This is a genomic window from Streptomyces sp. JN8 (assembly GCF_055808075.1).
This window is the reverse complement of sequence record NZ_CM147852.1, coordinates 6,271,712-6,293,494: the sequence shown is the minus strand read 5'-3', so window position 1 is coordinate 6,293,494 and position 21,783 is coordinate 6,271,712. Positions and strand designations below refer to the sequence as shown.

Annotated in this window: 18 protein-coding genes; 11 read left to right on the top strand and 7 right to left on the bottom strand. The window is 75.4% G+C overall.

Annotation, left to right across the window (positions count from 1 at the left end):
• Nucleotides 1–45 precede the first annotated feature (45 nt).
• Nucleotides 46–1,113, bottom strand: coding sequence for an alkene reductase (locus tag ACY0MR_RS27705; protein ID WP_473555984.1), 1,068 nt, complete (start codon nt 1,111–1,113; stop codon nt 46–48).
• A 116-nt stretch (nt 1,114–1,229) separates the two neighbouring features.
• On the opposite strand from ACY0MR_RS27705, the gene ACY0MR_RS27700 reads away from it, so the two are divergent.
• On the top strand, nt 1,230–1,739 hold the full coding sequence (locus ACY0MR_RS27700) for a MarR family winged helix-turn-helix transcriptional regulator (RefSeq protein ID WP_403316481.1): 510 nt from the start codon (nt 1,230–1,232) through the stop codon (nt 1,737–1,739).
• 142 nt (nt 1,740–1,881) lie between these two features.
• Here the strand turns inward: ACY0MR_RS27700 and ACY0MR_RS27695 are convergent, their stop codons facing one another.
• The 4 genes from ACY0MR_RS27695 to ACY0MR_RS27680 all read right to left on the bottom strand — a co-directional run bounded on the left by ACY0MR_RS27695 (nt 1,882) and on the right by ACY0MR_RS27680 (nt 5,280).
• Nucleotides 1,882–2,940, bottom strand: coding sequence for an aminotransferase class V-fold PLP-dependent enzyme (locus ACY0MR_RS27695; RefSeq protein WP_473555981.1), 1,059 nt, complete (start codon nt 2,938–2,940; stop codon nt 1,882–1,884).
• A gap of 101 nt (nt 2,941–3,041) precedes the next feature.
• A complete protein-coding gene (locus ACY0MR_RS27690) occupies nt 3,042–3,749 on the bottom strand; it encodes a DsbA family oxidoreductase (RefSeq protein ID WP_361859027.1) in 708 nt (235 codons plus the stop codon).
• A gap of 73 nt (nt 3,750–3,822) precedes the next feature.
• Entirely contained in the window at nt 3,823–4,299 is a 477-nt protein-coding gene (locus tag ACY0MR_RS27685; RefSeq protein WP_473555979.1) for a GNAT family N-acetyltransferase, read from the bottom strand.
• 6 nt (nt 4,300–4,305) lie between these two features.
• Nucleotides 4,306–5,280, bottom strand: coding sequence for a GlxA family transcriptional regulator (locus ACY0MR_RS27680; RefSeq protein WP_388802830.1), 975 nt, complete (start codon nt 5,278–5,280; stop codon nt 4,306–4,308).
• 177 nt (nt 5,281–5,457) lie between these two features.
• Here ACY0MR_RS27680 and ACY0MR_RS27675 point away from each other — a divergent pair, with 177 nt between their 5' ends.
• Nucleotides 5,458–6,822 (top strand): MFS transporter, encoded by a 1,365-nt coding sequence (locus ACY0MR_RS27675; RefSeq protein WP_404079783.1) that lies wholly within the window; start codon nt 5,458–5,460, stop codon nt 6,820–6,822.
• A gap of 70 nt (nt 6,823–6,892) precedes the next feature.
• Here ACY0MR_RS27675 and ACY0MR_RS27670 read toward each other — a convergent pair whose 3' ends face one another.
• The gene (locus ACY0MR_RS27670; protein WP_473555976.1) at nt 6,893–8,392 is read right to left on the bottom strand and encodes an aldehyde dehydrogenase (NADP(+)); all 1,500 of its coding nucleotides are present in this window, start codon (nt 8,390–8,392) and stop codon (nt 6,893–6,895) included.
• A 147-nt stretch (nt 8,393–8,539) separates the two neighbouring features.
• Here ACY0MR_RS27670 and ACY0MR_RS27665 point away from each other — a divergent pair, with 147 nt between their 5' ends.
• The gene (locus tag ACY0MR_RS27665) at nt 8,540–9,310 is read left to right on the top strand and encodes an IclR family transcriptional regulator (protein WP_473555975.1); all 771 of its coding nucleotides are present in this window, start codon (nt 8,540–8,542) and stop codon (nt 9,308–9,310) included.
• Between the two features lie 79 nt (nt 9,311–9,389).
• On the opposite strand, the gene ACY0MR_RS27660 is transcribed toward ACY0MR_RS27665, so the two are convergent.
• Nucleotides 9,390–9,887, bottom strand: coding sequence for a cupin domain-containing protein (locus ACY0MR_RS27660; protein WP_473555974.1), 498 nt, complete (start codon nt 9,885–9,887; stop codon nt 9,390–9,392).
• Between the two features lie 231 nt (nt 9,888–10,118).
• On the opposite strand from ACY0MR_RS27660, the gene ACY0MR_RS27655 reads away from it, so the two are divergent.
• From ACY0MR_RS27655 to ACY0MR_RS27620, 8 genes are all read left to right on the top strand, one after another.
• Entirely contained in the window at nt 10,119–11,114 is a 996-nt protein-coding gene (locus tag ACY0MR_RS27655; protein WP_473555972.1) for a hypothetical protein, read from the top strand.
• Nucleotides 11,111–12,358: a sensor histidine kinase gene (locus ACY0MR_RS27650; RefSeq protein WP_392862896.1), complete on the top strand. Its 1,248-nt coding sequence runs from the start codon at nt 11,111–11,113 to the stop codon at nt 12,356–12,358. Before ACY0MR_RS27655 ends, ACY0MR_RS27650 begins: the two co-directional genes overlap by 4 nt.
• Nucleotides 12,355–13,014 carry a response regulator gene (locus ACY0MR_RS27645; protein WP_388802657.1) on the top strand — a complete coding sequence of 220 codons (660 nt, stop codon included), beginning with the start codon at nt 12,355–12,357 and terminating at the stop codon, nt 13,012–13,014. Before ACY0MR_RS27650 ends, ACY0MR_RS27645 begins: the two co-directional genes overlap by 4 nt.
• A 97-nt stretch (nt 13,015–13,111) precedes the next feature.
• The gene (locus ACY0MR_RS27640; protein WP_473555968.1) at nt 13,112–14,560 is read left to right on the top strand and encodes a peptidoglycan D,D-transpeptidase FtsI family protein; all 1,449 of its coding nucleotides are present in this window, start codon (nt 13,112–13,114) and stop codon (nt 14,558–14,560) included.
• A 174-nt stretch (nt 14,561–14,734) separates the two neighbouring features.
• Entirely contained in the window at nt 14,735–15,178 is a 444-nt protein-coding gene (locus ACY0MR_RS27635) for a hypothetical protein (RefSeq protein ID WP_473555966.1), read from the top strand.
• A gap of 184 nt (nt 15,179–15,362) precedes the next feature.
• Nucleotides 15,363–16,562 carry an MFS transporter gene (locus ACY0MR_RS27630; RefSeq protein WP_473555963.1) on the top strand — a complete coding sequence of 400 codons (1,200 nt, stop codon included), beginning with the start codon at nt 15,363–15,365 and terminating at the stop codon, nt 16,560–16,562.
• Nucleotides 16,563–16,671: 109 nt separating this feature from the next.
• On the top strand, nt 16,672–18,738 hold the full coding sequence (locus ACY0MR_RS27625) for a SpoIIE family protein phosphatase (RefSeq protein ID WP_473555962.1): 2,067 nt from the start codon (nt 16,672–16,674) through the stop codon (nt 18,736–18,738).
• Nucleotides 18,735–21,518, top strand: coding sequence for a SpoIIE family protein phosphatase (locus ACY0MR_RS27620; RefSeq protein WP_388802642.1), 2,784 nt, complete (start codon nt 18,735–18,737; stop codon nt 21,516–21,518). The genes ACY0MR_RS27625 and ACY0MR_RS27620 overlap by 4 nt, the downstream gene beginning before the upstream one ends.
• The last annotated feature ends 265 nt before the right edge of the window (nt 21,519–21,783 follow it).

Genomic DNA, 21,783 nt, shown 5'->3' with positions numbered 1-21,783 from the left:
CGGGCCCCCGCCCCCTCGCGCGCGTCCGGGGCGAGCAGGACACCCCTAGAGCGCGGGGTAGTCGGTGTAGCCGCGGTGGTCGCCGCCGAAGAAGGTCGCCGTGTCCGGGGTGTTGTACGGGCCGCCGGCCCGCAGCCGGGCGGGCAGGTCGGGGTTGGCGAGGAAGAGCGCCCCGTAGGCGACGAGGTCGGCGGTGCCGTCCTCGATCAGCGCCAGCGCGTCGGCGTTCGTGGGCCCCTTGGTGGCGGGGTTCAGGATGAACGTGCCGGAGAAGGCCTTGCGGAGGGCGAGGGTCAGCTCGCGGACCTCGGGCGCGGGCTCCGAGACGTGCAGGTAGGCGATGCCGACGTGCTCGATCGCGGCGACGAGGGCGGGGTAGAGCTCCTCGGTGTCGGTCTCGGCGATGTCGTTGTAGGTGTTGGCCGGGGAGATCCGCAGACCGGTGCGCTCCGGGCCGATCTCGGCGGCGACGGCCTCGACGACCTCGACGGCGAGGCGGATGCGGTTCTCGACCGGGCCGCCCCACTCGTCGGTGCGGTGGTTGGAGCCGGAGGCGAGGAACTGCTGGATCAGGTAGCCGTTGGCACCGTGGATCTCGACGCCGTCGAAGCCGGCGTCCACGGCGTTGCGGGCGGCCGCGGCGAAGCCGGCGACCGTCTGCCGGATCTCGTCGGCGGTGAGCTCGCGCGGGGCGACGAAGTCGATGAGGCCGGTGCCGGCGAAGAGCTGTCCCTTGGGGGCGACGGCGGACGGGCCGACGGGGTGGAGGCCGCCGCCGAGGACGACGGGGTGGCTGATCCGGCCGGCGTGCATCAGCTGGACGAAGATCTTCCCGCCGCGCTCGTGGACGGCGTCGGTGACCTCGCGCCAGGCGGCGGTCTGCTCGGCGCTGTGCAGGCCGGGGGTGTTGGGGTAGCCCTGGCCGACGGCGCTGGGCTGGGTGCCCTCGGTGATGATCAGGCCGGCCGAGGCGCGCTGGGCGTAGTACTCGGCGACGAGCGCGGTGGGGGTGCGGGTGTCGGCGTCGGCGCGGCTGCGGGTCATCGGCGCCATGGCGATGCGGTTGGCGAGCCGAGTTCCCGCGAGGTCCACGGGGTCGAAGGCGGTGGTCATGGCTGTCCCCTTCACGAACTTATGTGGTCGGCCAAGTATCTGGCTCGACTGCCACTGTAACCCATTGGTTGGCCGACCAAGGTAAAGTGTGGGGAGAGCCGTCACGAGGAGCCCCGATGTCAGGAACCGACCCCGTCTGTACCGAGACGGCGCCCTCCGCCGCCCACGGCGGCCCCGTCAGCATCGCGCTGGCCCGGGTGGCCCGGATGCACCGGATCGCCGCCGGACGCCGGCTGAAGGACCTCGGCCTCTACCCGGGCCAGGAGATGATGCTGATGCGGCTCTGGGACTGCGGACCGGTCCGCCAGTCCGTGCTCATCCAGTCCCTGGGACTCGACGCCTCCACCGTCACCAAGATGCTCCAGCGCATGGAGCACTGCGGACTCGTCCTGCGCCGCCCGGACCCGGCCGACCGGCGCGCGGTCCTGGTCGAGGCGACGGACGAGGGACGGTCGCTGCGGGCAGGTGTGGAGGGCGTCTGGTCCGACTTGGAGCAGGCCTCCCTGAACGGTCTCGGCCCGGGGGACCGGGCCGAGCTGTCCCGGCTCCTCGGCCTCGTGGCGGACAACCTGCGCGAGGAGGCGGGCGAGGCGGGCGAGTGCCCGACGTCGGCGGGCGGCTGCTGACCGGGACGGCCCGGCGGAGACGGGAGGCCGCCGACCGGGACGGCCCGGCGGCGGGGTCGCCGTCCGGGCGCGCTCCCACGGCCCGCGGCGGATCCGCGTCCGCGCCCCGGCCTGAGCCCGCGGGGTGCCGGAGCCCGCGGGGTCAGCCCGCCAGGACCTCCAGGGCGCGGTCCACGTCCGCCGCCGTGTTGTACAGGTGGAAGGACGCGCGCAGATTGCCGGCCCGGACGGAGAGCAGGACCTCCGCCTCGCGCAGCGCCTCCTCGCGGTCCCCGAGCCCGGGGACGGCCACGACCGTCGAGTCGTCCACGACCGGCGCGTGGCCGAGGGCGACGAGGCCGGAACGGAAGCGGGCGGCGAGGCCCTTGTTGTGGGCCTCGATGCGCTCGATCCCGACCTCCTCCAGGAGCGCGAGCGAGCGGGCCGCCCCGTGGTACGAGAGGAAGGCCGGGGGCTCGTCGAAACGGCGGGCGGAGCGGGCCAGTTCACGGACCGGGCCGTAGCTGTTCGCCCACATCTCCTCGCCGGTGACCCAGTTGGCGTGGATCGGGACCAGCGAGTCCTGCGCCTCCTCGGTCACGGTGAGGAAGGACGCGCCGCGCGGGCAGAGCAGGTACTTGTAGCCGCCGGCGACCGTGTAGTCCCACTCCCCCGCCCGCAGCGGCAGCCAGCCGGCCGACTGCGTGGCGTCCAGGAGCGTCCGGGCGCCGTGCGCGGCCGCCGCGGCCCGGACCGCCGGCAGGTCCGCCGTCCGGCCGTCCGCCGACTGCACGGACGAGAGGGCGACGAGCGCGGTGTCGGGGCCGACGGACTCGGCGAGCCGCTCCAGCGGCACGAACCGGGTCCGGAGGTCGCCGCGGATCGTGAAGGGCGTGATGACGGAGGAGAAGTCGCCCTCGGCGAAGAGGACCTCGGCGCCCGCGGGCATCGACTGCGCGATCATGCCGCAGTGCACGCCGACCGAGCTGCCGACGGCGACGCGCTCGGCCGGGACGCCGACGAGCCTTCCGTAGGTGGCGCGGGCCTCGGCCACGATCTCGAAGTCCCCGGAACCGCCCGGGCGCCCGGCGGCGGTCTCCTCCGCCAGGAGCGTGATCGCGTCGATGGTCCGACGGGGCAGCAGCCCGCACGTCGAGGTGTTGAGGTAGGTGTTCTTGGGCGCGAACTCGGCGCCGCCGAGCGGCTCTTCCAGGGGATCCATGGCCCCCACCCTGGATTCCCCGCGATCGCCCGTCAATGGGTGCCGATCATGGGGAATCCCCAAGCCGCTCTTATCTCCGCAGGTGGGAGGCGGTACGGGCGTCAGGCGCCCGGGACCTCGCAGCTGCCGTCGGTGTCGCAGGCCGCCGCGTCCCCGCCGACGGTCTGGAGGGTCCGGCCCTGCCAGGCCTGCTCCAGGGCCTGGGTGAAGACCTCGGCGGGCTGGCCGCCGGAGATGCCGTAGCGGCGGTCGAGGACGAAGAACGGCACGCCGTTCGCCCCGAGCTCGGCCGCCTCGCGCTCGTCCGCTCGGACGGCGTCGGCGTAGGCGGACGCGTCGGCGAGGACGGCCCGCACCTCGGCCTCGTCGAGGCCGGCCTCCACGCCCAGCGCCACCAGGGTCTCCCCGTCGAAGACGGAGCGCTCCTCGGCGAAGTTGGCGCGGTACGCCAGGTCCAGGAGCTCGTTCTGCCGCCCGCGGTCCTTCGCGAGGTGGAGCAGCCGGTGGATGTCGAAGGTGTTGCCGTGGTCGCGGCCCTCGGTGCGGTAGCCGAGTCCCTCGGAGTGCGCGTTGGACGCGACGTGCGCCTCCATGGCGCGGGCCTCGTCGAGGGTGCGGCCGTACTTCGCGGCGAGCATCTCCAGGACGGGGCCGGTGTCGGCCTTGGCGCGGTTCGGGTCGAGCTCGAAGGAGCGGTGCACGACCTCGACGTCGTCGCGGTGGGCGAAGGCCTCCAGACCCTTCTCGAAGCGTGCCTTGCCGATGTAGCACCAGGGGCAGGCGATGTCGCTCCAGATCTCGACGCGCATGTGACTTCTCTCCGGGGTTCGACGGCGGGGTGTTCGGGGTGTTCCTGGTCGAGAACGACCCCGCCGGCGGATTTCATTCCGTTTCGGGCGCCAGTGTGAGCCGGAGCACGAGGTGGTCGCCGTCGCGCGGGGTCTCCGGGTCGGGGAGCCAGCCGTGGGCGGCGTAGAAGGCCTGGGCGCGTTCGTTCTTCTCGAAGACCTCCAGGCGCGCCCAGGGCACGCCGGCGGTCCGCCAGCGGTCGACGCAGGCGGTGTGGAGCTCGGTGCCGACGCCCGCGCGCCAGCGGGCGGGGAGGACGTGGAGCTGGGTGAGGTGGGTGACGCCGTCGCTCTCCCTGGACGCCGCGATGCCCGCGATCTCGCCGTCCCGCTCGGCGCAGAGGACCGCCCCGCGCTCGACGGCGGCCGCCCAGCCGGCCCGGGAGCGGGCGACCTCCTCGGGGCCGAGGAAGTCGGCGTCGGGGATGTGGCCCCGGTAGTACGTGGCGCGGGCTTCGGTGTGGAGGGCGACGACGGCGTCGAGGTCTGCGGCGGTGGCGAGTCGGATCATGGTTCTTCAGGACGCCCGGAAGGGCCCCGCGGTTGCGGCGGGCTCCGCAGGTCCGGCCGCCGGGAGGGCGGCGGCGCCCGGGAGGCGGTTGAAGGAGGAGCGGTAGGCGCTCGGGGTGAGGCCCGTGCGGCCCAGCAGGTGCCGGCGCAGGGAGTCCCCCGTGCCGAGGCCGCTCGCGCGGGCCACCCCGTCCATCGGGAGCGCGGTGGTCTCCAGAAGCTCCTTGGCCCGCTCGACCCGCTGGTGCAGCAGCCACTGGAGCGGGCTGACGCCGGTCTCGGCGTGGAAGCGGCGGGAGAGGGTGCGGACGGAGACGCCCGCGTGCCGGGCGAGGTCGGTGAGCCCGAGCGGCTCGTCGAGGTGCTCCATGGCCCACGCCCGGGTGGCGGCGAAGGAGGCGCCGCGCTCGGGCGGCAGCGGGGTCTGGGTGAACTGGGTCTGCCCGCCGGGCCGTACGGGCGCGACGAGGGCGAGCCGGGCGACCGTGTTGGCGACGGCGGCGCCGTAGTCGGTGCGGATGACGTGCAGGCAGAGGTCGATGCCGGCGGCGTATCCGGAGGAGGTGAGGACGGCGCCGTCCTGGACGAAGAGCACGTCGTCCTGGAGGTCGACGGTCGGGTGCCGGGCGGCGAGCAGCGAGCGGTACGCCCAGTAGGTCGTCGCGGCCCGCCCGTCCAGCAGTCCGGCCTCGGCGAGCGCGAAGGCGCCGGTGCAGATGGAGGCGATCCGGCTGCCGTCCGCGGCGGCGCCGCGCAGCGCGGCGAGGATGCGGGGGTCGGGGTCGGTGTACGAGCCGCTGCCCGCGAGGACCACCGTGTCGGCCCCCGCGACGGCGTCCAGGCCGTGCGGGACCAGGAGGTCGAGGCCGCCGGTGGTGGGGACGGGGCCGGGGTCGGGGGCGCAGATGACCGTCTCGTACCCGGGTGCGCCGTCGATCTCGACCTTGCCGAACAGCATCTCGGGGATGGCCAGGTTGAACATCGAGACGGGCGGGGCGGCGATCACGGCGACGCGGCGGACGCGGGGCGGGCGTGCGGACGTCGGGGCGGGGACGGAACCCCCGCCGGGCGCGGACGCGGCTGTCATGTGGCCAGAACCTCCGGGCATATGGCATTCGGGCCACTACTGTACGGCTCCGCCGATCATGAAGCTGGGTGCATGCCCACGACAGAACTCGCCCAGGCCCCCGTCGCCGTCCCCGCTCCCGCCCGGTCCTCCCCCGGCCCCGCGCTGGCCGCCGCCATGCTCGGCTTCGCCCTCATCACCCTCGACACCTCCGTCGTGAACGTCGCCCTGCCCGCGATCGGCGCCGACCTGCGGGCCGGGATGTCGGGCCTCCAGTGGGTGGTCGACGCGTACACCCTGGCCTTCGCCGCGCTGCTGCTCTCCAGCGGGGCGCTGTCGGACCGGGTCGGGGCGAGCCGGGCGTACGGGGCCGGGGTCGTCGTCTTCGTCCTCGCCTCGGCGGCCTGCGGGCTGGCCCCGAACCTCCCGGCGCTGCTGGCGGCGCGGGCCGTGCAGGGCGTGGCGGCGGCGGTGATGCTGCCGGCCTCGCTGGCGCTCGTGCGGGAGGCGTACGGCGACCCGGGGCGGCGGGCGCGGGCGGTGTCCCTGTGGGCGGCCGGCGGCACGGTCGCGGTGGCGCTCGGCCCGGTCGCGGGCGGGGCGCTGACCACGGCGTGGAGCTGGCGGGGCATCTTCTTCGTCAACCTGCCGCTGGGGCTGCTCGCGCTGGCGCTGCTGGCCCGGGTGGCCCGCTCGGAGCGCCGACCCGCCCCGCTGGACCTGCCGGGTCAGCTGACGGCGGTGGTGGCGCTGGGGGCGCTGACCTTCGCGGCCATCGAGGGAGGAACGGAGGGCTGGTGGGCGCTGGGGCTCGCCGGGGTGGCGTTCGCCGCCTTCCTGCTGGTCGAGGCGCGGCGGAGGCACCCGGTGGTGCCGCTGGGCCTGTTCCGGAACAGGACGGTCGCGGTCGCGGTGGCGGCGGGCTCGGCGAACAGCGTGGCCTTCTACGGGATGCTGTTCGTGTTCAGCCTGTTCTTCCAGCAGGTGCTGGGGCTCTCGGCGCTGGCCGCGGGGCTGATGTTCCTGCCGATGACGGGGCTGCTCGCCGGGGTGAACATCCTGTCGGCGAGGGTGGCGGCGCGGCGCGGGGCGAGGCTGCCGATCGTCCTCGGCCAGGCGGTCGCGGTGGCCGGTCTGCTCGGGCTGCTCGCGGTCGACGCGGACACCCCGCGGGTGGCCCTGGCCCTGCTCCTGATCCCCCTCGCCCTGGGCGCCGGCTTCTCGCTGCCCCCGCTGATCGCCTCGATGATGGAGGCGGTCCCGGCGGACCGCGCGGGCACCGCGGCGGGTCTGCTGAACGCGGTGCGGCAGACGGCCGGCGGGCTCGCGATCGCGGTCTTCGGCTCGATGGCGGCCGCGTCGACGGAGGCGGCCCTGCGCCCGAGCCTGCTGATCAGCGCCGCCCTCCTCGCCCTGACGACGCTGCTCTCCCTCCGCCTGCCGGGCCGCCGCGCCTGAGCGGCCGGGCCCGACGCGCACCTCGGGAAGATCGTGGTGCGCGTCGGAGGGTGAGCGCCGGTTGCCGGGCTCAGCGGCGGGGCAGCTCCAGCGGGTTGCCGTCGCGGAGTTCCGGCGGGAGCAGGTGGTCCGGGGTCGACTGGTAGGTGACCGGGCGCAGCCAGCGCTCGATCGCGGTCGCGCCGACCGAGGTGGCGGTGGAGGTGGTGGCCGGGTAGGGGCCGCCGTGGTGCTGGGCGGCGGCGACGGCCACGCCGGTCGGCCAGCCGTTGACGAGGACCCGGCCCGCGAGCGGGGTGAGTTCGGCGAGCAGCGGGGCTGCGTCCCCGTCCTCGTGCCGCTCGGCGGTGTGCAGGGTGGCGGTGAGGTTCCCGGGCAGCCGGGAGAGGACCTCGGTGATCTCGGCACGGGAGCCGTAGCGGACGACGACGGTGACCGGGCCGAAGAGCTCCTGGACGAGGCCGGGGTGGTCGCCGTCGAGCAGGGTCGCGGCGTCGACGGCGAGGAAGCCCGCCGTGACGGTGTGCGGCCCACCGGCGCCGGGGCTCACCGGTGCGGTGACACCGGGGATCCGGGCCAGTGCGTCGGTGCCGGCGAGGAAGTGGTCGCGCATCCGGTGGTCGAGCATGACGGCCGGCCCGGCGGCGCTCAGGGCCTCGGCCAGCGCTCCGGCGAAGCGGTCGCCCGCCTCGCCCGCGGGGGCGAGGACGAAGCCGGGCTTGGTGCAGAACTGGCCCGCGCCCAGGGTCATGGAACCGGCGAGTCCGGCGCCGATCTCCTCGGCCCGCTCGTCGACGGCGGCGGGGGTGAGCACCACCGGGTTGAGCGAGCCGAGTTCGCCGTGGAAGGGGATGGGGACGGGGCGGGCGGCGGCCGCGTCGAAGAGGGCCCGGCCGCCGCGCACCGATCCGGTGAAGCCGGCGGCCGCGACGAGCGGGTGGCGGACGAGGGCGGTGCCGGCGTCGAAGCCGTGGACGAGGACGACGACGTCCTCGGGGAGCCCGGTCGCGGCGGCGGCCCTGCGCAGCAGCGAGGCGCAGAGCGCGGAGGTGGCGGGGTGGTCGGGATGGGCCTTGACGACCACGGGGCAGCCGGCGGCCAGGGCGCTCGCCGTGTCCCCGCCGGGGACGGAGAAGGCGAGCGGGAAGTTGCTCGCGGCGTAGACGGCGACGACGCCCAGCGGGATCTTCCAGCGGCGGAGGTCGGGGCGGGGCGGCACGGCGGCGGGGTCGGGCCGGTCGATCCGGATGTCGAGGAAGGAGCCTTCGTCGACGACCTCGGCGAAGGCCCTCAACTGGGCGGTGGTCCGGGCGAGTTCTCCGGCGAGGCGGACCGGACCGAGGGCGGTCTCGGCGTCCGCGCTCTCGACGACCGCGTCGCCGGACTCCTGGAGGAGGTCGGCCGCGGCCCGGAGGAAGGCGGCCCGCGCGGTCCGGTCGGCGAGCGCTCCGCGGACCGCGTGCGCGGCCCGGACGGCCCGGTCGACGTCCTCCGCCGCGGCCTCCACCGCGACCTGCGCGCGCGGCTTCCCCGTCCGGGGGTCCACACTCCACACTGGTTCTGCCGCCACCGCCACGCCCCTGTTCGCTATTCTGAACACAGTTCTCGTGGATGAACGCATCCGTACGGGACTCTAGGGACGGCCCGGCCGTCTCCACAAGGGGCCCTGTCCGGTCGACCGGCCAGGGGGAGCGCACGACGAAAAGGGGCGAGGGTCATGGCGACTGCCGACGCGGGCGGAGCACAGGTGAAGTCCGCGGTGCGGACCGTGGAGCTGCTGGAGTACTTCGCCGGACGCCCGGGGATGCACTCGCTCGCCGCCGTCCAGGAGGCCGTCGGCTACCCCAAGTCCAGCCTGTACATGCTGCTGCGCACCCTCGTCGAACTCGGCTGGGTGGAGACGGACGCCACCGGCACGCGGTACGGCATCGGGGTGCGGGCGCTGCTCGTCGGCACCTCGTACATCGACGGCGACGAGGTGGTGGCCGCCTCCCGGCCCACCCTGGACCGGCTCTCCGACGACACCACCGAGACCATCCACCTGGCGCGTCTCGACGGCACCAATGTGGTCTACCTGGCGACCCGGCAGTCCCAGCACTACCTGCGGCCCTTCACCCGGGTCGGGCGCCGGCTGCCCGCCCACTCGACCTCGCTCGGCAAGGCGCTGCTCGCCACCCACACCGACGAGCAGGTGCGCAAGATGCTCCCGGAGACCCTCCCGGCGCTGACCGAGCACACCCTCACCGACCGCGAGCAGCTCATCGAGGAGCTGCACGCCGTCCGGGAGCAGGGCGTCGCGGTGGACCGCGAGGAGAACACGCTGGGGCTGCGGTGCTTCGGCGTCGCCATCCCGTACCGGACCCCGGCCCGGGACGCGATCAGCTGCTCGGTGCCGGTGGCGCGGCTCACCCCGGCCCACGAGCAGATGATCAAGGACGCGCTCTTCGACGCCCGGGACCGGCTGACCCTGGCGACCCGCCGCCTCTGAGCACCGGGACCGGCCCGGCGACCCGTCCCTCCGAGTGGCGCGGGACCGGCCCGGCGCCCCGCCGCCTCCGCCCCGAGGGTCAGCCGCGCTCGGCGAGCACCCGCTGCCAGACCGGGCTGTCCACGTAGTGGTTGTCGTACCGCTCCGAGGACGCCTTGATCTCGTCGAAGCCCGCCTCGCCCCGCATGACCCGGCCGAGCAGACGCAGGTAGTCGAAGCGGGCCATGCCGGGGGTGAAGACGAAGAGGACGTCCGCCTCGGCGCCGGGCGCGGCCGCGAAGGCGTGCGGGGTGTGCGGCGGCACGAGCAGGAAGTCCCCCTTCTCCAGGACGGACAGCTCCTCGCCGACGAGCACCTGCAGCGAGCCGTCGAGCACGAAGAACATCTCGGACGCCTTGGTGTGGAAGTGCGCCGGCGCGCCGACCGCGCCCTCGGCGAAGGTGGAGCGGTAGCTGGTGAGCAGGCCGCCGGTGGTGTCGGAGTCGGCGAGGAGGGTCATCACGCTGCTCGGGTCCGCGGTGGTCTCGGCGGTGGCGGCGCGGGTCAGGAGCGGGGCGAAAGGCGCGTTCTCGTTCATGATCACTACTTTAGGCGGCCATTGACCTCGGGAACGGGTGCAATCAGGCGGCAGGATCGTGGGTCAATTGCCAGGCCCACCCCGTCGTCTCCCCGGCTGCGCGACGTGTCTCCGCCGCTCCCCGCCGCTCTCCACCGACCCTTCAGGCCGACCCCGCCTCCCCCGCGCGGCGGAGGCGGATCACCGGTCCGCACGAGGTGGCGCCGGGGGCCCGCGGGAGAGCGTGGAGCCATGACACGGACCGCCCGCCTCCCCGCCCGGACACCCGCCGCCGCCCGCCGTACCGAAGGGGTCCGCCGGGCCCTGCGCGCGCTGGCCGTCGCCGCCTGCGTCCCGTACATCTCGCTCAAGACCGCCTGGGTGGCGGGCAGCGAGATCGGCATCCCGGCCGGCAGCGTGCTCCTGGAGCACCGGCTGCCGATGATCGTCGCCAACGGGGTCTCGGTGCTCGCCGACGCCCTCGTCGTCGTCCTCGCCCTGCTCCTCACCCGGCCGTGGGGGCGGCGGGTCCCGGCCCGGTTCCTGCTGCCGCCGATGTGGGCGGCGACCGGGCTGCTCGCCCCGATCATGACCGGCTACCCGGCCCAGCTGGCGGTCGGGGCCCTGACCGGCGGCGAGGAGGCCGCCGCACCCGCCGAACCCTTCCTGCACTCCTGGGTGTTCGCCGTCGTCTACGGCGGATTCATCGTCCAGGGCCTCTCCCTCGGCACGCTCTTCGTGCTCTACGCGCGCGACCGGTGGGGCGGTCTGCTGCGCGGCCGCCTCGGCACCCTGCCCGCCCGGACGGCCGCGCCGGGGGTGCGGGCCGCCGCCCTGGCAGGCGCCGCCCTCGCACTGTTCCCGCTCGCCGTCCACACGGGGTGGGCGTTCGGCGCGACCGAGGGCCTGTCGCCCCGGCAGATCGCCGAGCGCGACGCCGACTTCACCGTCCTGGAGGCCCAGTGGGCCGTCTGCCTCGCCGTCGCGGCGGTCGCCGCCCTCCTCCTCGTCCTGCGCCGGCCGGCCGGGCTGCGGACCCGCACCGCCGTCGCCCTGACCTGGACGGCATCGGGCGCGGTCGGCTGCTGGGCCGCGTACATGTCGCTGGTCGCGCTGCTGCCGGACGCCGATCCCGCCAAGCGGCTCACGGGCCTGGCACGGCTGACCTACGCTGGCGAAATGATCACCGGACTCCTCCTCGCCGCCTGCCTGGCCGCCGTCCTGCGGCGGCGGAGCGCCGAGGCGTGAGGCGCGGTGCGGTCGCCCTCCTCGGGCAGCGGGCCCGGCGGCGCTGGCTCCATCTGATCGTGGGCGGCGCGCTGTTCATGCCCTTCTGGATGGTCGGCTCCGTGGTCGTCGGGGCGCTGCTCGGCGCGGAGGGCCTGTTCACCGGGGACCTCTCCGTACTGCTCGGGGCGTCCGCCGTGGGGCTGCCGCTGGTGGCGGTCGCCGCGCTGTTCCCGCTGGCCCGGCCGATGTCGGCGGCGGCGGCGCGGGCCCTGTGCGGGGTGCCGGCCGAGCTGCTCGCCGAGGGGCCCGCCCGCGGCCGGGCGGCGGCGGCGCGAACGGCCGGCTGGTACGTCCTGCACCTGGGCGCGGGGTCACTGGTCAGCGGGGCGACGCTCGCCCTGCCGCCGTTCGCGGCGGCGGTGGCGGCCCTGCCGTTCTCCCCGGCGCTCCGCACCTCGGAGTGGGGCCGGTTCTGGGGCCTCGACCGGGACGGACGGGTCTGGGCGGCGCTTCCGGCGGGGCTCCTGATGCTGCTCGCGCTCGCCGCCGCGGCCGCCGGGACCGGGGCGCTGCTCGCCCGGGCGGCTCCGTGGCTGCTCGGGCCGGGTCCGGCCGACCGGCTCGCCGCGGCCGAGCGGCGCGCGGCGGCGGCTGAGTCCCGCAACCGGCTGGCCAGGGAGCTGCACGACTCCGTCGGGCACGCGCTGAGCGCGGTCACCCTCCAGGCGGGCGCGGCGCGCCGGGTCCTGGACGGCGGCGACGCCGCGGACCTGGCGTTCGTGCGGGAGGCGCTGACCGCGATCGAGGAGACCACCCGGCGGACCGTCGGCGAGCTCGACTGGGTGCTCGGAGTGCTGCGGCAGGACGAGGACGCGGGGGCGGGCGCGGGCCCCGGGCCGGGGCTCGACGCCCTGGAGGCCCTGGTGCGGGGTGCGGGGCCGACGGCGGCGCTGACCGTGTCCGGCGACCTCTCCCCCGTACCGGAGGCGCTGTCCCGCGCGGCGTACCGGATCGTCCAGGAAGGCCTGACGAACGCGGCCCGCCACGCCGGCGGGGAGCCCGTGACCGTACGGCTCGACGCCCGTACCGAGGAGTTGGAGATCACCGTGGAGAACCCCCTGCCGGCCCGCCCGCCGGTCGTCCGCCCGCGCGGCGGGCGCGGTCTGCGCGGGGCGGCCGAGCGGGCCCGGCTGCTCGGCGGCACCGCCGAGGCCGGCCCGGCGGACGGCCTGTGGCGCCTCGCGGTCAGGATCCCCCGATGAGCGCCCCGCTGAGGATCGTGCTCGCCGACGACGAGCGGATGGTGCGGACGGCCCTGCGCGTCATCCTCGACGCGGAGCCCGACCTGGAGGTCGTCGGCGAGGCCTCGACCGGGGCCGAAGCGGTGTCGGTGGTGCGGGCCGAGCGGCCGGACGTCGTCCTCATGGACGTGCGGATGCCGGAGGTCGACGGGATCCGGGCCACCGAGCAGATCCTCGCGGGGACGGCCGAGCCCCCGCGGATCGTGGTGGTGACCACCTTCGAGAACGACGCCTACGTGTACGACGCGCTGCGCGTCGGCGCGGCGGGCTTCCTCCTGAAGCGGGCGGCGGCGGAGGAGCTGGTGGGGGCGGTCCGGCTGGTCGCCCGCGGCGACTCGCTGCTCTACCCGGCGGCGGTGCGGGGCCTGGCCGCCGAGCACGCCCGCAACCGCCCGCCGGTGGCACCGCCCTGGGTGGCGCGGCTCACCGAGCGGGAGGCCGAGGTGCTGCGCCTGGTGGCGACGGGCCTCACGAACGCGGAGATCGCGCGCCGGATGGGGGTCGGCGCCGCCACCGTCAAGACCCACGTGGCGGCGGTCCTGGCGAAGTCGGGCGCCCGCGACCGGACACAGGCGGTGATCCTGGCCTACGAGTCGGGATTCGTCCGGGCGGGGTGACGGCGGCCACACGGAGACCCGCCGACGATGAACGTTGGCTGAGAATCCGGCCACATCCGGAACGTCCCCCACCGGCCCGTTCGTCCCCACAGGTGCGATGAACAAGACGATCAGGCGCACCTCGGTCTTCGTGCTGCTCCTGGTGCTCGCCCTGCTGGGCCGGGCCACCTGGGTGCAGGCGTACGAGGGGAAGGCGCTCGCGGACGACAAGGACAACCGGCGGAAGACGATCGCGCAGTACGCGCAGCCGCTCGGGAACATCGTCGTGGCCGGTTCGCCGGTCACCGGCTCGAAGAGGACGGAGGGATCGGACCTCGACTACCGCCGGACGTACGAGGACGGCGAGCTGTACGCGGCGGTGACCGGCTACAGCTCGCAGGCCTACGGCGCCACCCAGCTGGAGGGCATCTACGCGGACGTCCTCGACGGCACCGACGACCGGCTGAAGAACCCGCTGGACGCCGTCACGCGCAAGCAGCAGAAGCCGGGCACGGTCGTCACCACGATCGACCCGGACGTGCAGAAGGCGGCCTACCGGGCCCTCGGCGACACGAAGGGCGCGGCCGTCGCGCTCGACCCGGCCACCGGCCGCGTCCTCGCGATGGTCTCCACCCCGTCCTACGACCCGTCGAAGATCGCCGGGACCACGGACGGGGACGCCTGGAAGGCGCTCCTGGCGGACGAGGACAAGCCGCTGGTCAACCGCGCCCTGCGGCAGCCGCTGCCGCCCGGCTCCACCTTCAAGCTGGTGGTGGCCGCGGCGGCCCTGGAGGACGGCCTGTACGGCTCGGTGGACACGGCGACGGAGAGCCCCGACCCCTACACCCTGCCGAACACCCGGACCGTGCTGAAGAACGAGAACGCGTCCGCGCCCTGCGAGGACGCGACGATCCGCACCGCGCTCCGCTACTCCTGCAACAACGTCTTCGCCAAGATGGCGGCCGACCTGGGGCAGGACAAGGTGAAGGCGATGGCGGAGAAGTTCGGCTTCAACGACGACGAGCTCGACGTCCCGGTCCGCGCCTACGCGAGCGGGTACCCCTCCGGCATGGACGAGGCGCAGACGGCGCTGACCGGCATCGGCCAGTTCGACGTGACCGCCACCCCGCTGCAGATGGCGATGGTGTCGGCGGCGATCGCCAACGACGGCCGGCTCGCCCCGCCGCACATGGTGTCGGAGGTCGTCGACTCCGACGGCGACCCGCTCACGCGGTTCGAGGACGGCGGCGGCGAGCGGATCGTCTCGTCGTCGACCGCCGGGCAGCTGCGGAGCGCGATGCGGACCGTGGTGGAGGAGGGAACCGGCACCAACGCGGCCGTCCGCGGGGCCGAGGTCGGCGGCAAGACGGGCACGGCGCAGCACGGCGAGAACAACAGCAAGACGCCGTACGCCTGGTTCACCTCGTACGCGAAGGACCCCTCCACGGGGAAGCAGGTCGCCGTCGCGGTGCTGATCGAGGACTCGGGCGCGGCCCGGTCCGAGGTCAGCGGAAACGGTCTCGCGGCCCCGGTGGCGCAGAAGATGATGGCTGCGGCCCTCAAGTGAGCCGGGCCGCCGGACGGCGGGCGGGCCGGCGTGGGCGGCCGCGGCCGGTGACTCCGTGAAGTGACGTGGAGCGGGCCCCGATTGGCCGTCGGGGCCCGTCACACGATATGCAGGGTCACGCTCCTGTCCGAGCACGCATTCGAATCACTGATCCTGCTCCCGCGGAGGACCGCCGTGCGCCTGCCCCGTTCCCTGTCCGGCTGGACGATCGCGGTCTTCGGCGTGCTCGCCGCCGCACTGGGCGTGGTCGGCCTGGTCGTCCCGGACGCGCTGCTCACGGTGATGGGCTTCGAGCCGGTGCCCGGCTCCGCGCGCGCGGACGGGGACCACACCCTCGTCTTCCTCACCGCCTCCTCGATGGCCGCGCTCAACATGGGCGTCTACTACGTCCTGGCCGCGCTCGCCGACTGGAAGCCGTTCTTCCGCTGGACGGTGCCCTTCCGGCTCCTCACCTGCGCCGTCTTCACCCTCGCGGTCGTCGGCGGCCGCGCGCCCGCCGGATTCCTGGGGGTGGGCCTGTGGGAGGGCCTGGGCGCGGTGGTGACGGGGGCGGCGCTGTGGCGCGAGAAGCGGAGGGCCGGAGCCGGCACGGTGACGGCCGCCGGCCACCCGGGCTGACGCGGCCGCCGCCGCGGCGCGTCCCGGGCAGGCCGTCGGGGGCGGGCCGTCGGGGGCGGGCCGTTCGGGGGCAGGCCGTCGGGGGCAGGCCGTCGGGGCGGGGCTTCCAGGGCACTCTCCGGGGCGGGCCTTCTAGGGCGGATGACCGATCCGCCGGGGCCGCCTCAGAGACCAGCCTGTGCCCATGCGCTGGTATCTGACAGGTGTCCTCGTGTCCGGATTCGGTACGACGGCGATGTGGCTGGTCTCCGGGATCTGGGTCAAGTCGCTGACGGGCTCCGACAGTCTCGCGGCTCTGGCCGCCTTCGCCCTCTGGGCCCCCGTCCTCCTCGGGCCGCTGCTCGGCACGCTCGCCGACCGGGTCCGGCGGCGGCCGCTCCTGGTCGCCCTCGACCTGGCGGCCGCCGCGGTCCTCCCGGTCCTCCTGTGGGTGGACTCGGCCGACCGCGTCTGGCTGCTCTTCGCCGTCCTCGTCCTCTACGGGGCGCAGGGCGCCGTCCACGAGGCGGCGGAGCAGGCCCTGGTCGCGACCGCCGCGGACGCGGACCGGCTCGGCGCCCTCAACGGACTCCGGATGACCGCCAACGAGTCGACCAAGCTGATCGCCCCGCTCGTGGCGGCGGGCCTCTTCGCCGCGTACGGCGGCGGGACCGTCGCCCTGCTCGACGCGGCGAGCTTCGCGCTCGCCGCGGGCCTCTTCGCCCTGATGCCCCTACGGGAGGAACGCCCGGCGCGCCCGGAGGCCGGGAACGGACGGCGGGAGACCGCCGGGGGCGCCCGGCTGCTGCGCGGTTCGCCGGTGCTGCGGCCGCTGGTCGCGACGGGCGCGTTCACGATGCTGCTCGCCGGGGTGAACGGGGCCGCGGTCTACGCCGTCGTCGACCGGGGACTCGGACACGTCCCGGCCTACGCGGGCGTGCTCTACGCCGTGCAGGGCGCCGGCTCGGTCCTCGCCGGCCTGCTCACCGGGCCGCTGCTCCGCCGGATGTCCGAGCGGACGCTCGCCGTGTCCGGTCTCGCCCTGTTCTCGGTCGCGGTGGGCGTCCGGGCGCTGCCGTACGAGGCGACGGCCCTGGCGGCGAGCGCGGTGATCGGCCTCGGGCTGCCGTGGGTGCTGGTGGCGGTGGCGACGGCCGTCCAGCGGGTGGCGCCCGCGGCGGCGGTCGGGCGGGTGGCGGCCACCGCGCACACGCTGGTCATGGCGCCGAACGCGCTCGCGCTCGCCCTCGGCGCGGGCCTGGTCGCCCTGGTCGACGTCCGCGTCCTGCTGCCGCTGCTCGCGCTCGCCGGGGCGGGCTGGGCCGCGGTGGTGGCAGTACGGGGCCGGCGCCGCGGGCGGGACCGGGAGGCGGACCTGCCGGACCCGTCCCTGCCGGTCGGCTGAGGGCTCCCCGCACCGCGAGCGGACCCGCTCCCCGGGTGCGCTCGCGGTGCGGGGGGCCCGGTGGGCGGCGAGCATGGAAGGAGGCACGGCGCGGCGGGAGGAGGGCAGCGTGACGGCCGGTTCCTTCCCGGGGACGACGGGGCGGGTCGGTGTGCCCCTGGACGGCAAGGGCCTTCTCGACGTCCTGGGGGTAGCCGCCGTCGTCATCGACGCGCGCGGGCGCATCGTGCTCTGGAGCCCGCAGGCCGAGGACCTCTTCGGCTACCGCGCGGAGGAGGCCCTGGGCCAGTACATGGCCCGGCTGGTCGTCGACGCCGACCACCGCGACGAGGCCATGCACCTCTTCGGCGAGGTCCTGCGGGAGGGCACCACCTGGGCCGGCACCTTCCCCGTCCGGCACAAGGACGGCCGGGTGCGGCCCGTCGAGTTCCGCAACATGCGGCTCACCGACGACCTCGGAGGCCTCTACGCGCTGGGGATCGCCGCCGACCACTCCGCCGTCGAGCGGATCGAGACCGAGCTGGCCCTCTCCGACCGGCTGGTGTCCCAGTCCCCCATCGGCCTGGCCGTGTTCGACACGGACCTCCGCTACGTCCTGGTCAACCCGGCCCTCGAACGGGTCAACGGCATCCCGGCCGCCCTGCACGTCGGGCGGCGGATCGGCGACATGCTGCCGGGGATCGACGCCGCCTCCCTGGAGGACGCGCTGCGCACCGTCCTCGCCACGGGCACGCCGCTGCTCGACCACTCCACCGTCGGGAGGACCCCCGGCGACCCGGAGCGCGAGCACGCCTGGTCGGTGTCCCTCTACCGCCTGGAAGGGGCGGAGGACCGGGTCCTGGGCGTGGCCGCCTCGGTGATCGACGTGACCGAGCGGCACCTGGCGGACGCCGACGCCGACCGGTCGCGGCGGCGGCTCGCGCTCATCGCGGACGCCTCGGCCCGGGTCGGCACCACCCTGGAGGTGGAGCGGACCGCCGACGAGCTGGCCTCGGTGGTGGTTCCGGAGCTCGCCGACATCGCCGCCGTCGACGTCCTCGACTCCGTCCTCGCCCTGCGCAGGCCGGGCGCGCCCGAGGAGGGACCCGAGCTGTTCCGGGCGCTCGCGGTGAAGGCGGCGGCGCGGACCGACGCCCTGCCGGCGGCGGACCCGCCCGGGGCGATCACCATGTACGGGGCGGACCGGCTCGTCACCCGGTGCGTCCACACCGGTCTTCCGGTCCTCGTGGAGCACGTCGGCCCCGGCGACCTGTCCCGGATCGCCCGGAACCCGGAGGCGGCGGACCTGCTCGCCCGGGCGGGGGTGCACTCCTACCTGGCGGTGCCGCTGATCGCGCGCGGCGAGGTGCTCGGCGCGCTCGACCTGAAGCGGGACCGCAACGCCCTGCCCTTCGACGGCGACGACGTGCTGCTGGCGATGGAGCTCGCGGCCCGCGCGGCGGTCAGCATCGACAACGCCCGCTGGTACCAGAGCGTGCGGAACTCGGCGGTGACCCTGCAGCGCAGCCTGCTGCCCGCCGCCCCGCCGGACCGGGCGGGCCTGGAGGTCGCGGCCCGCTACCAGCCCGCGCAGGCGTCGAGCGAGGTCGGGGGCGACTGGTACGACGTGATCCCGCTGCCCGACGACAAGACGGCGCTGGTCGTCGGGGACGTGATGGGCAGCGGGATCGACGCGGCGGCGACGATGGGCCGGCTGCGGACCGCCACCTGCGCCTTCGCCGACCTCGACCTGTCGCCCGCCCAGGTCCTGCGGCACCTGGACCGGATCACGGCGGGCCTGGAGCACTACATCGCGACCTGTCTCTTCGCCGTGCACGACCGGGCCCTCGGCCGGTGCCGGATCTCGAACGCGGGACATCTGCCGCCGGTGCGGGTCCCGGTGGACGGCCCGGCCGAACTGGTGACCGTGCCGCCGGGGGTCCCGCTCGGCGTGGGCGGCGGCACGTTCCGTACGACCCGGGTGCCGTTCCGTCCCGGGGACCGGCTCGTGCTCTACACGGACGGGCTGATCGAGACCCGGCACGAGGCCATCGACGAGCGGCTCGCGCTGCTCGTGGGCCTCCTCGACGACATGCGGGGCCCCCTGGAGGAGACCTGCGACGAGATCCTCCGGGCGCTGCGCCGGCCCGGCGCCCCGGACGACGTGGCGCTGCTCATCGCGCGGAGCACGGGATGACGGCCCGGGAGGGGCCTCGGGGGAGGGGAGCCGGAAAGCGCGGGAAGCGCGCCGAGGGCCGCGGGACGGGGCTGCGGAGCGTGGCCGGGCAGGTGTTCGCCCTGGAGGCGCTGATCGCGCTCCTGGTGATCGCGGCGGCCGTGTTCGTGACGTTCTACCAGGCGCGCAGCGACACCGAGCGGGACGCCAGCGTCCGCTCGCTGGCGGTCGCGGAGGCCTTCGCGAAGGCGCCCGGCATCGACGCGGCGCTCGCCTCGCCCGACCCCACGGCCGTGTTGCAGAAGCGCGCGGAGCAGACCCGGCGGGCCACCGGGGTGGACTTCATCGCCGTCCTGGACCTGAACGGCGTGCGGTACACCGACTCGCAGCCGGAGCTGATCGGCACCAAGGCCACCGGCGACCTCAGCCGGGCGGTGGTGGACGGCGAGTCCTACACGGAGCTGTTCCGGGGCGCGCCCAACGACGCCGTCCGGGCCGTGGTCCCGGTCGTGGACGACCGGGGCAGGATCGTCGGCATGGTCACCAGCGGGGTCGAGGTGCAGAGCATCTCGGACGCCGTGCGGAACCGGCTGCCGCTGCTCGTCGGGGCCGCCGCGGGCGCGCTGGTGCTCGCCGTGGGCGGGGCCGCCCTGGTGAGCCGGCGGCTGCGGCGGCAGACCCACGGCCTGGGGCCGGCCGAGATGACCCGGATGAAGGAGCACCACGAGGCGGTCCTGCACGCGGTGCGCGAAGGGGTCCTGATCGTGGGCCCGGACCGCCGGCTGCTGCTCGCGAACGACGAGGCGCGCCGCCTCCTCGGCCTCACGTCCGACGCGGAGCGGCGGCACGTCTCGGAGCTCGGGCTCGACGCCCGGACCGTCGAGCTCCTGGAGTCGGGCCGGTCCGCGACGGACGAGGTGCACCGTGCGGGCGACCGGCTGCTCGCGGTGAGCGTGCGGCCCACGCTGCCCGCCGGGCGGGAGTCCGGCTGCGTGATGACGATGCGGGACACGACCGAGCTGGCCGCCCTGACCGGGCGGGCCGCGGTGGCCCGGGGCCGGCTCCAGCTGCTGTACGAGGCGGGCGTGCGGATCGGGACGACCCTGGAGGTCGTCCGGACGGCGGAGGAGCTGGCGGAGGTCGCGGTGCCGCGGTTCGCGGACTTCGCGACGGTGGAGCTGCTCGAACCGGTGCTGCGGGGCGAGGAGCCGCCGGCGTCCGCGTCGGAGACCACGGAGATGCGGCGGACCGCGCTGAGCGGACTCCGGCCCGACCAGCCGCTCCAGCCGGTCGGGGACACCATCCGGTTCGACGTCCCCAGCACCCCGATGGCGACGGCCCTGAGCGCCGGGCACGCCATGGCGCAGGCGGAGCTGGCCTCCGCGGAGGGCTGGCGGGAGCAGGACCCGGAGGGGGCGGCGCAGGCCCTCGCGTACGGGATGCACTCGCTGCTCACGGTGCCGCTGCTGGCCCGCGGGGTGGTCCTGGGGATGGCGAACTTCTGGCGCGCGGACACCCCGGAGCCGTTCGGCGACGAGGACCTGTCGTTCGCGGAGGAGCTGGCGGCCCGCGCGGCGGTGGCCATCGACAACGCGCGCCGGTTCACCCGGGAGCACGCGATGGCGGTGACGCTCCAGCGGAGCCTGCTGCCCCGGGTGCTCCCGGACCAGAGCGCGGTGGAGGTGGCGTACCGCTACCTGCCGGCGAAGGCGGGGGTGGGCGGCGACTGGTTCGACGTGATCCCGCTGCCGGGGGCGCGGGTGGCGCTGGTCGTCGGGGACGTGGTGGGGCACGGGCTGCACGCGGCGGCCACCATGGGGCGGCTGCGGACGGCGGTGCACAACTTCTCGACGCTCGACGTGCCGCCGGACGAGCTGCTCGGGCACCTGGACGAGCTGACGGGCCGGATCGACGACCGGGAGTCGGAGGGGCCGGAGGGCGAGCGGCGGCGGGACGAGGGCATCACCGGCGCGACCTGCCTGTACGCGATCTACGACCCGGCGTCGGGGATGTGCACGGTGGCGAGCGCGGGCCATCCGGGTCCGGCCCTGGTGGCCTCGGACGGGCGGGTGGAGTTCCCCGAGCTGTCGCCGGGGCTGCCGCTGGGGCTCGGTCTGGGCGACGTGCCGTTCGAGGCGACGGAGCTGCTGCTGCCGGAGGGCAGCAAGCTGGTGCTGTTCACGGACGGTCTCCTGGAGGACCGGGGTCGGGACCTCGACACGGGCATGGGCATGCTCCGGTCCACGCTGGCCCGCCCGGACCGGAGCCCGGAGCAGACCTGCGCGGACGTCCTCGCGACCCTCCTGTCGCCCTCGCCCCGCGACGACATCGCGCTCCTGGTGGCCCGCACGCGACTGCTCGACCCCGAGCGGATCGCGGAGTGGGAGGTGGCGCGCGATCCGTCGGCGGTCTCGCCGGTGCGGAACGCGGCGGCCGAGAAGCTGTCGGACTGGGGGCTCGACGGGCTCGCGTTCACGGCGGAGCTGGTCCTCAGCGAGCTGATCACGAACGCGGTGCGGTACGGGGCGGACCCGGTCCGGGTGCGACTGCTCCACGACCGGACGCTGATCTGCGAGGTGTCGGACGGCAGCAGCACCTCTCCGCACCTGCGGCACGCGGCGGCGACGGACGAGGGCGGCCGCGGGCTGTACCTGGTGGCGCAGTACGCGGACCGCTGGGGCACCCGGTACGGCCGGCGCGGCAAGACGATCTGGGCCGAGCTGCGGGTGGGCGCCGAGGACGCCGAACCGAGCGAGGCGGCGGTGCCGGACCTGGACGCGCTGGAGGACCTGGCCTGGTGAGGCGGGGTCGCCGACGGCGACGGGGCCGAGGCGTCGGCCCGCGCGCACGTCGCGGACACCCGCGCGGCCGCGGCCCGTCTGCCGGCCGCGGACCCGACGGCCGCATGAGGTCGAGGTCGCTGAGGCCGGCGAGCGGGGCAGGGGTCACGGTCGCTCCCAGGAAGTCCGTCGTGCGGGACCATCTCGTGCACAGGTATGACTGTCATCCATATCCTAGAGAGCGCGGCTTCCACGGCCTCTTGACGCTCCGTCGGACCGCTCCCTA

Coding starts and splice junctions, on each gene's coding strand:
- ACY0MR_RS27705 (WP_473555984.1), bottom strand. CDS start 1,113: ATGACCACCGCCTTCGACCCCGTGGACCTCGCGGGAACTCGGCTCGCC.
- ACY0MR_RS27700 (WP_403316481.1), top strand. CDS start 1,230: ATGTCAGGAACCGACCCCGTCTGTACCGAGACGGCGCCCTCCGCCGCC.
- ACY0MR_RS27695 (WP_473555981.1), bottom strand. CDS start 2,940: ATGGATCCCCTGGAAGAGCCGCTCGGCGGCGCCGAGTTCGCGCCCAAG.
- ACY0MR_RS27690 (WP_361859027.1), bottom strand. CDS start 3,749: ATGCGCGTCGAGATCTGGAGCGACATCGCCTGCCCCTGGTGCTACATC.
- ACY0MR_RS27685 (WP_473555979.1), bottom strand. CDS start 4,299: ATGATCCGACTCGCCACCGCCGCAGACCTCGACGCCGTCGTCGCCCTC.
- ACY0MR_RS27680 (WP_388802830.1), bottom strand. CDS start 5,280: ATGTTCAACCTGGCCATCCCCGAGATGCTGTTCGGCAAGGTCGAGATC.
- ACY0MR_RS27675 (WP_404079783.1), top strand. CDS start 5,458: ATGCCCACGACAGAACTCGCCCAGGCCCCCGTCGCCGTCCCCGCTCCC.
- ACY0MR_RS27665 (WP_473555975.1), top strand. CDS start 8,540: ATGGCGACTGCCGACGCGGGCGGAGCACAGGTGAAGTCCGCGGTGCGG.
- ACY0MR_RS27660 (WP_473555974.1), bottom strand. CDS start 9,887: ATGAACGAGAACGCGCCTTTCGCCCCGCTCCTGACCCGCGCCGCCACC.
- ACY0MR_RS27655 (WP_473555972.1), top strand. CDS start 10,119: ATGACACGGACCGCCCGCCTCCCCGCCCGGACACCCGCCGCCGCCCGC.
- ACY0MR_RS27645 (WP_388802657.1), top strand. CDS start 12,355: ATGAGCGCCCCGCTGAGGATCGTGCTCGCCGACGACGAGCGGATGGTG.
- ACY0MR_RS27640 (WP_473555968.1), top strand. CDS start 13,112: ATGAACAAGACGATCAGGCGCACCTCGGTCTTCGTGCTGCTCCTGGTG.
- ACY0MR_RS27630 (WP_473555963.1), top strand. CDS start 15,363: ATGCGCTGGTATCTGACAGGTGTCCTCGTGTCCGGATTCGGTACGACG.
- ACY0MR_RS27620 (WP_388802642.1), top strand. CDS start 18,735: ATGACGGCCCGGGAGGGGCCTCGGGGGAGGGGAGCCGGAAAGCGCGGG.